The sequence below is a fragment of the Candidatus Colwellia aromaticivorans genome (assembly GCF_003333305.1).
Classification (GTDB): domain Bacteria; phylum Pseudomonadota; class Gammaproteobacteria; order Enterobacterales; family Alteromonadaceae; genus Colwellia; species Colwellia aromaticivorans.
This window is the reverse complement of the sequence record NZ_QOLD01000009.1, coordinates 1-8,875: the sequence shown is the minus strand read 5'-3', so window position 1 is coordinate 8,875 and position 8,875 is coordinate 1. Positions and strand designations below refer to the sequence as shown.

The following is an 8,875-nucleotide window of genomic DNA, read 5'->3' as shown; positions in this document are numbered from 1 at the left end:
ATCCAACTAAAAGTAGACACTGGATAGCGCGGAAATATTTTCTGAATCGTAAAGGCCAATGGCAGTTTCACGGTTGGCAGAAAATTGCGAACATGGATTGTTTATTCAATCTTGTTCAAATTGCCCATACCCCGATAAAAAGACATGTGAAAATCAGAAGTGCGGCTATCCCTTACGATCCCCAATATGAACCTTACTTAAGTAAGCGGAAACTTGGGAAGGAATGTAGAAACACTTGGTTTAAGCCGGTCTTGGCTGCTTTATAAGATGAGGATGCTGGGTAACATAATACGCCTTAGTGGAGGCTTTAGCCGTATGCAGTGAAAGTTGCACGTACGGTTCTTAGGAGGGCGACACCTGGTAACAGGTGTCGTCTATCCGACCTATACCGCCATAGAAATTAGTAGACAGAATAGCAGAAAATGCAGATATAACTAGAGCTTCAGCAGGTCGTGCATTAGATAGTTTACTGACAGAGATTACATCCGAATTAGCAGATGGTGGTGATATTACGCTAGTAGGTTTTGGTACCTTTAAAGTATCAGCTCGCGCGGCGCGTAAAGGCCGTAATCCGCAAACTGGCGCTGAAATTCAAATTGCCGCATCAAACGCACCAGGATTTAAAGCAGGTAAGTTGCTCACTCCAATTCATAAGTGTGACTTGTGCTTCTGGCTTTGCCGGTACTGAATTCATGACCCTTGTATCAGCAATAGCTGCTGAAGAGATCAGTAGCGATAATAGTATACTATTTAATATAATCTTCATGATTAACCTCAATGTTATAAAAATGAAACTACCGTTTCGCTTTTAGATAAGAACTCCATGTCCATAAGATCTTGAGTAAAAATAACATGAGGTCGATTTAAGAGTCATTATGACATCGTTAATTTAGCTATGTTTTTAGGTGTATTTTAAAGAGTTCTATCTCACTTTGCCCCATAGGGAAATAGAAAGTTAATTTGTTATACCTAAAAATGCATATTAATCGAATGTCCGCTTTCGTCATTTTCAATCAGATTTGAGTATTGGTTTTTCAAGTTTTAAGGTGAAAATTGAAAACAACATTAATATCTAATTTTGGGCATATATACCCGTTCCACTTGAAGATGCATGATTCAGCTGGAATTAGAAACGCCTTTAGGCACAGGTTCATAGTTCCAGACTGAACCTAAGTACCTACATCCATGTACGCAAGGCATTGATTGAAGAGAATGGTTGTTCAGGAGCATATTCTCCTGAACAACCCTTAATAAAAAATGTGCCTTGATTATGAATCGCTCAGCCTTCCTGAAACGAGCATATTCAAGTGGAGCGAGTATAGTATAATCAGCTGCCAACATTTAATTTTTATTAGAGTTGGAGATTACTGTGTTCACTTAATTTGTGAATGATTTCCAAAACAGATTAAATGCCGCTTCGCTATATTGAGTATCTTGTGCAAGGTCAGTGTTGTTAATGAAAAACTGACTACTAGTAAGAAATTGACCATGTGCACTTTCTAGCATAAGCGATAGCGGATAATTGGCGATAAGCTGATGTTGCTGACCAAAGAGTATAATTTCCTTTAAAAAACCAAATTCTTCAGAAAAAATTTGAGCTTTAGTTTGAGATGAAAGTGGTTGGTACTGCATTACCTGTAAGCAAAATTGCTGTTGATCTGCATTCGATAAAGCCCAATTAATCGCTTGTTGCCAAATCAATTTAGTTTGTTGTTCTAATTGGGCTGCATCTAGTTCTATTGGGGCTATTTGCATCGAAAAATCGCGTTTTATATTTTTATAAAGCTCAAGTACTAATGCATTTTTTGAAGGGAAGTGATGAAAAAGGGTTCCATTGGCAACACCCGCTGTTTTAGCAATAGAAGCAGTAGATGTCGCATAAATGCCTTGATTTACAAATAAAGTTAATGCTGTATCTAATAGCTGCTGCTTTTTGTTTTTAGGCTGGTTTGTAGGGTCAGACATATATGCATTTACTCTTTATTTAGCTTTAAGGTGTGTCTTGGTGAATTGAACGATAACAATAAATTGGCAAACCATTGTCACTATTATACGGTTGTCAAAAAATAACACTATAACATTACGATATTATAAAGTTATGGTGCCATTTTATTTTAATGTTGCTATTTACCTCAAGAAAAACTTCAACATTATTCGTTGTATTAAATTCCCATACGGAGGGTGAATAAGTTTTCCGATATTTAACTTACCTCGCGACAAAACTGTTTTTGCTTTGGAAAATGTTAAAAAACCTTCCTTGCCATGATATTGACCCATACCAGAGTCTCCAATACCTCCAAAAGGAGCATCATCTGCCGCTACATGAAAGATTGTTTCATTAATGCAAACACCACCAGAGTGAGTTTGACTCAGTAATTGTTGTTGGATGTTTTTATCAAAACTCATAATATAAAGTGCTAAAGGCCTAGGGCGCTGATTAATATAATCAATAGTTTCTGAAATATCATCATAGCTAATAATAGGGAGAATAGGACCAAAAATCTCCTGTTGCATTATTAGCATGTCATCGGTGGTTTCAGTGACTAATTGCGTGGCAAGTTCACGTGAATTTCGATCAATGTCTTGCCCATTAGCAGAAACTACTTTTGCACCTTTGCTAACTGCGTCATCTAACCAAGAAAGTAATCTATTATGCTGAGTTGAGTTTATTACATGGGCATAATCAGTATTTTGGTGTTTATCGCCATACATATTTTGAAATTGTTTTTGATAGCTGCTAATAAATGCTTCGACCTTATCTTTTGGGCAAAGTATATAATCGGGTGCTACACATATTTGTCCGGCATTTAAACATTTGCCAAAAATTAGACGCTCTACAGCAGTGTCTATAGGCATGTCTGGCGCAATAATAACGGGAGATTTGCCACCAAGCTCTAAAGTGACAGGGGTAAGGTTATCAGCCGCCGCTCGCATAACATGACGACCAACAGTTGTAGAGCCGGTAAAAATTAAGTGATCAAAGGCTAATGATGAAAACTCTGCTGCGATATTTGCTTCACCTTCAATACATGTAACGGTGTCGGGTGCAAAAATACTGCTTAGCATTTCCTTAATAACTTGGTTGGTACACGGGGTAAACTCTGATAATTTAATCATGGCTCTGTTGCCAGCAGCTAATGCAGTGATTAACGGACCAATAGATAACATCACAGGAAAATTCCACGGCACCATAATCCCTACTACGCCTAAAGGTTGATAATGCACTTCAACTTTAGCTGGCGCTAATAATAACCCTGCATGACGACGTTGTGGCTTCATCCATTTATTAAGGCGTTTAATGGTGTAATTAATATTGACGATACAGGGCATGATATCGGCTATTAAACTATCTTGTGTAGGACGTTGTCCATAATCTTGATTAAGTGCGTTGACCAAGTTGTCTTGATAAGAAAGTAGTGCATTTTTTAATGCTAAAAGCTGTGCAATTCGCTCTTTAGCTGAAGGATTAGGAGCACTGCGATATGCCTGTTTTTGGTCAGTTAGTATGGTCGATAATTCACGAGTATCTAAGCTTGTTTTTTCTGACATATTCATCGGTAACTCCATGGGTCAAGTAATTTAATATTTCTTCAGATTTACATCTGTTTTTTCATATATACAGCAAACATAAAAACAGACTGACTAGTTAGTCTGTTTTTGTATTTAAACTTATTCCAACCAAAATTGCAATGTAATATTTGTTTTTTATTCAGTGGAATCACAAAAGTATTTATTAAATGATGGCTATAGTCAGTATTAAGTAAGCTTAGCGATGGCTATAAAAGAGTCCATTCTTTGTAAAAATATACCGGTGGATAAATACTCTCGTGGCTGAAGATAATTAGCCTTAACTTTGAGTTTTCTAAGTATAGGGGTAGATAGTGATATAGAAAAAACTGCTAATGTCAGCTATCCTTGAAGATAGTGGACATCAGAGTGAGGCTAGCTCGTGCAGCAAAAAGTTATCGAATAAAATTAACTCACCAACTTCCGCTTATAGCGAACTTAACGACCGACTGCCTGAAGACGGCCAGTTAAAACTAAGAGCTAAAGTCCTTCTAAGTTCAATCCATAAAGACTAGTTCAATACATAGCAGTCTGAAAGACGAGAGGTTCACCCAGCAGGTCAGACGAATAAAGCCATAAAATAATAATTGATGCTAATAGCTTTGTGCTTCAGGTTGCCATTATGATTGTAAATCCTAATGAATGTTATGTGGCAAAAATAGCATATTCAGACTACCCCATTCAACATCCTTATAACACCTCCTGTTATATTGCCTAAATATAACAGATAAGATACACTGTATAAAAACACAGTTACATTTGTTTGGCTATTATGAAAGTTATTCCTATTTACATTGAAGCGGGTATATCAGGCTTTGAATCTCCTGCTGCGGAGTATAAAGAGCTTGGTTTGTCATTAGATTCTATACTTATTCAAAATCCTAATGCTAGTTTTGTAGGAGTAGCTTCAGGGGAGTCAATGCAGGATGTTGGTATTTTTGATGGTGACATCCTAATTGTTGATAGGTCACTTACCACGAGTCAACACGATGTGATTGTTGCTAATTATAATGGCTGCTTCACCTGTAAATTTTTAGATAAAAAATTAGCTCAACTAATATCTGCATCGCCAATGTATAAGCCAGTTCAAATAAGTGTTGATGATCAATTTCAAATAGAAGGCGTTGTAACCCGATCTATTCGATTGCATAGACCTGCACCTGAATTGCTATCATGTATGCCTTAGTTGATGCTGTTTCGTATTATGCTAGCGCTGAGAAAGTATTTGATCCATCTATTAGAAACAAAGCTGTTGTTGTTTTAACAAATAATGATGGCTGCATTTGTGCCGTTTGTCCTATTGCTAGAAAATTAGGCGTACCTAAGTTTATCCCTTACTTTAAAATTAAAAATTTTTTAGCCAAAAATAATGTCGTTATACGTTCATCAAACTATGAACTTTACGCTGATTTAAGTGAAAAAATGATGAATGTCATTGCTCGGTATTGCGATAATCATTATGTTTATTCTATTGATGAATCATTTTTGAAGTTTAAAAATTACCGCTATATTGATAATTGGCACGATTACGGACACTTAATTAGAAAAGCCGTATGGAAAGAGGTGAAGTTACCTGTTGGTGTGGGTTTTGGCCTAACGCCAACATTAGCTAAAGCGGCAAACCATGCATCCAAAAAGTTATCAGGATATAACGGTGTTGCCGTCATTGATAACGATAAATCACGCAAAGAAATACTCTCTCGCATGTCTTTAACTGATGTCTGGGGGATAGGCAATCGATTAGGTAAGCGATTGAGTATTTTAGGTATTCAAAATGCGTGGGAATTAGCTAATCAAGATGCTAAATATATGAGACAACAATTTGGTGTTGTTGTTGAACGAACTATTAAAGAGTTAAATGGTACAACCTGCTTGAACTGGGATGATGTAAAACAAAATAAAAAGGAAATATTTTCAACCCGTAGTTTTGGTCAGCGCATAACTGAATATACTGAGTTGAGAAAAGCATTGTCTTCTCATGGTGACATCGTTGCTCGTAAGACTAGAGAGCAACGTTCTCTCATTAAGCGAGTTTTAATATTTGCGTCAAGCTCTCCTCATGATGATAATTATTATAAAAGATCAGTTATATATGAATTTCCTATAGCCTCCGATAATACGCAGCAAATTAGCGCTGCTATTTCATCTGTTTTAAATGAAATATTCGTGTCGGGTGTTTTTTATTATCGCTGCGGAGTTGGGGCAATAGAATTAGAAAACTCACAGTTTAAGCAACAAGACTTGTTCTTTACGAATACTGAAAATCCAGTTTTAATGTCATGCTATGATAAAATTAATCAAAGGTATGGTGCTGGCTCTGTTCAACTAGCTAGCCAAGGCACTACTCAAAAATGGCAAATGCGTCGTGAATTTTTATCGCCAAGTTATACAAGTAAGTGGCGAGATATTCCTAAAATAATATGTTGAGGCTTTCAAATGTGTGGGCGATTTAGTGTTGTAGATAAAATAGCGCCAATAGTGAGTAATTTGTTCAATACCCCCTTTAAAGTAATGACTAATAGTAACTGTAGCCCTAGTCAATTTGCCGCAACGATTACGACTGCCCAATCAGGCTATCAACAAATAAATGCCGCTTGGGGTATAAAGCCTAACTGGTCTAAAAAACTGATAATCAATGCTCAGTCTGAAACGGTAGAAACAAAACCCACTTTCAAGCAAGCTTTTCAACATCAACGTTGTTTAGTGCCTTGTAACGGTTGGTATGAATGGCGTACTGAAGAAGGTAAAAAAGTAAAATACCTTTTTGAACATGCAGACCAAATGCCGTTGTATATGCCAGGGATATTATTCAAGCATGAAATAACTGAACTAGTCACATTAACTACAACACCGAATACTAAATGTGGTGAGTATCATAAACGCATGCCTGTGTTTATATTACCTGAGCATACAGAGCATTGGTTTAATTCAAACTCTAAACAAGTAGCTCCGCTCTTAGAGCATGTGAGCGATGAAATGATTAATATATGTAAGGCTGATTAAAGTACATCAAAACATTGTTTTTTAATTTATATATAACAGGGCAAAGTTCGGCAACTCTACTATAGTTCACCTTTCTGTTGCAGCTAAAAATCCGGCTGCATCTTGGCTTGCAGAAAATGAATGCTTTGATCCAACTAGCTCTAATCTAATTTAAAGTAACCTTGATCGGCTTTAGCGCAATTAGAGTTTGACGAACAATGGATAAGTTTATTTCAGCAGCCAACCCATCCTTTTTTATTAGGCTCTGCTCAATTTTAGATAACGTATTTATTATCTCATCAAATAATAAGATAGAGCCTGACTGCCAAGGCCATTGAGCAGCATACTGAAGGTGGGTGATTTGATTGGCTGATGTTTTAATAAAACCAGTTAATTTAACTAAACAATTGAGCACGCCTTTACTATTTTCCTTTTGAAGTTCAACCGAAAAATTTAGCAACCAGAGCTCACTTTGGCTAGGTAGCAGTTTAATAAAAGCAGGCCATTGTTGCTTTAGTTCAATCTGGCAAATAAGGCTGCTTATGCTGTAAGGGTTTGTCTCAATTGGAGCTTCAACCTGCAGATGACCAAAACCATCTGAGTGATAGATAGGCTCTAAAAATTGATAGTTTGTTATTAACTCTAACGCTTCGGCTGTGCTCATGTCATCAGGCGGTAAAAAAGGATCATACATTTTATAGTGCTCACTTAGTCAAAATTAAAACTATTCATTATTATTCTAGTTTCTCTAACCTTTCCACTTCAATACTGTATGAGCAAAAGAGTGAGTTGAAAAAAGTGGCTTAAAACCTATCTATCTATCTATCTTGCAAGAGTAGCTGTCATAATAATAAGCCGTATATACGACGCATCTTAATCTGTTTACTGTGAAATTATTAATTGTAAAATACGTGGAGTCCATATACGAGATAAGACTTCGCAGTCACTATTGCAACAGACTGTGCAAAAATATTTTGAAAGCTGATAAGTAGCGTATTGCCCCCCTTAAAACATTACCTTGATTACCAATGAATAGGATCAACCTGATAATACTGTTTTAATTGCTGATAAAGCATTGGATATTCATAATGAAACTGCTGAGCTTGCTCAAAGAATACCTCACTGGCAACAGCAAAAAATTCAGCAGGCTCTGTGGCGCCATAATAATCAAACAATGAAGGTTTACCTGTCTTCGCTTGAATTTTAAGTTGTTCAAAATGCAAAGCAAATACTTCTGACCAACATTTATAATTTTGCCCTTTATCTAAGATTGGAGCGCCATTGGATTTACCATTTTCTTGATCTAATTGATGAGCAAATTCATGAATAACCACATTACGACCGTCATTTGGAATTTTCGCACCATCTAATGTGTCTTGCCAAGATAAAACAACTTTTCCAAAACCCCATGATTCACCAGCTAATACCATTTTTTTAGTATGTTGTACTCCATCTTCATGCATACTTTGCTGTTCTTTAATAAAAGCACGCGGATAAACAAGTATGGTACGCAATTTAGGGTAAAAATCAGTCTTTCGGTTAAGTAATAATAAGCAGGCTTGTGCGGCGACCGTTATTTTTATCTCATCCGTTATTTGAATACCATTACACCCAATAAAGTTTTTTTCCGCCAAAAACACCTGAATATGTTGTTTAAGTTGTAACTGTAATTCTGCTGGCATTTGTCTAAAATAAGGCATTCTTTGCTGAATTATTTTTCGCCATTCCTTTTTAAAAGGCTGATTTTTTATTTTATTTCGTTGATACTCTCGCCAAGATGGCTTGCCAATAGAGTAACCGATAATAAAAACGCCAATTAATATTGGCAATAGATAAGACAACATAATGAACTTTAATTGTTTGACTTTATTATGAAATAGGTACTACAAAGTCAAATATCAAGTTTACTTATGACTTATTTTTCTAATGTCGATGCTGCAGAAAGAGGAAACTGACACAGAAATTTTATCCTTTTGCTTAATACATAAAAAACGTCTACTTTTGACTTTCGGACAAAAATAACAACAAAGAGTTAGATTGATTTTTAGACATATTAATTATGTAATTAATACTGACATAAATTTATAACTTATTAAATAATAATATATTTTCTCGAAATAATTGGAAATTCTGACGAAGAAACAATCAGGAAGTCTGTAAGAAACCAACTTATTAAATTAGAGCATAAAGAAAAACATAGTGAAGGTCTGGGTAAAACACTTAGCTAAGTTTTACATTCCAGGGCAATAATGTTTCGATATCAAGTGCAGAGTTGGTCAATTGCTCTAGGCAATGCATGAGATAGTCGAATGGTATTAATCCATTC

7 protein-coding genes and 2 pseudogenes are annotated in these 8,875 nt (G+C 36.0%); 5 read left to right on the top strand and 4 right to left on the bottom strand.

The window, feature by feature from the left end:
- A pseudogene (locus DWA31_RS01320) lies at window positions 1–266 on the top strand (group II intron reverse transcriptase/maturase); the annotation flags it as partial.
- Window positions 267–397: 131 nt separating this feature from the next.
- Window positions 398–688 (top strand): annotated as a pseudogene (locus tag DWA31_RS01315) (HU family DNA-binding protein); the annotation flags it as partial.
- A gap of 689 nt (window positions 689–1,377) precedes the next feature.
- Here DWA31_RS01315 and DWA31_RS01310 read toward each other — a convergent pair.
- Window positions 1,378–1,965, bottom strand: a complete 588-nt coding sequence (locus DWA31_RS01310; protein WP_114324880.1) for a TetR/AcrR family transcriptional regulator — start codon at window positions 1,963–1,965, stop codon at window positions 1,378–1,380.
- Between the two features lie 162 nt (window positions 1,966–2,127).
- Entirely contained in the window at window positions 2,128–3,555 is a 1,428-nt protein-coding gene (locus DWA31_RS01305; protein ID WP_114324879.1) for a coniferyl aldehyde dehydrogenase, read from the bottom strand.
- Between the two features lie 784 nt (window positions 3,556–4,339).
- Between DWA31_RS01305 and DWA31_RS01300 the strand changes: the two genes are divergently transcribed.
- From DWA31_RS01300 to DWA31_RS01290, 3 genes are read left to right on the top strand one after another with little or no spacing between them, the layout of a single operon-like run.
- Entirely contained in the window at window positions 4,340–4,753 is a 414-nt protein-coding gene (locus tag DWA31_RS01300; RefSeq protein ID WP_114324878.1) for a LexA family protein, read from the top strand.
- Window positions 4,741–5,994 (top strand): Y-family DNA polymerase, encoded by a 1,254-nt coding sequence (locus DWA31_RS01295; RefSeq protein ID WP_114324877.1) that lies wholly within the window; start codon window positions 4,741–4,743, stop codon window positions 5,992–5,994. The genes DWA31_RS01300 and DWA31_RS01295 overlap by 13 nt, the downstream gene beginning before the upstream one ends.
- 9 nt (window positions 5,995–6,003) lie before the next feature.
- The gene (locus DWA31_RS01290; RefSeq protein WP_114324876.1) at window positions 6,004–6,570 is read left to right on the top strand and encodes an SOS response-associated peptidase; all 567 of its coding nucleotides are present in this window, start codon (window positions 6,004–6,006) and stop codon (window positions 6,568–6,570) included.
- Between the two features lie 145 nt (window positions 6,571–6,715).
- Here the strand turns inward: DWA31_RS01290 and DWA31_RS01285 are convergent, their stop codons facing one another.
- Together DWA31_RS01285 and DWA31_RS01280 are read right to left on the bottom strand one after the other, a co-directional pair.
- Window positions 6,716–7,243 carry a hypothetical protein gene (locus DWA31_RS01285; RefSeq protein ID WP_114324875.1) on the bottom strand — a complete coding sequence of 176 codons (528 nt, stop codon included), beginning with the start codon at window positions 7,241–7,243 and terminating at the stop codon, window positions 6,716–6,718.
- Between the two features lie 328 nt (window positions 7,244–7,571).
- Window positions 7,572–8,393 carry a M90 family metallopeptidase gene (locus tag DWA31_RS01280; RefSeq protein WP_114324874.1) on the bottom strand — a complete coding sequence of 274 codons (822 nt, stop codon included), beginning with the start codon at window positions 8,391–8,393 and terminating at the stop codon, window positions 7,572–7,574.
- Window positions 8,394–8,875: the final 482 nt, after the last annotated feature.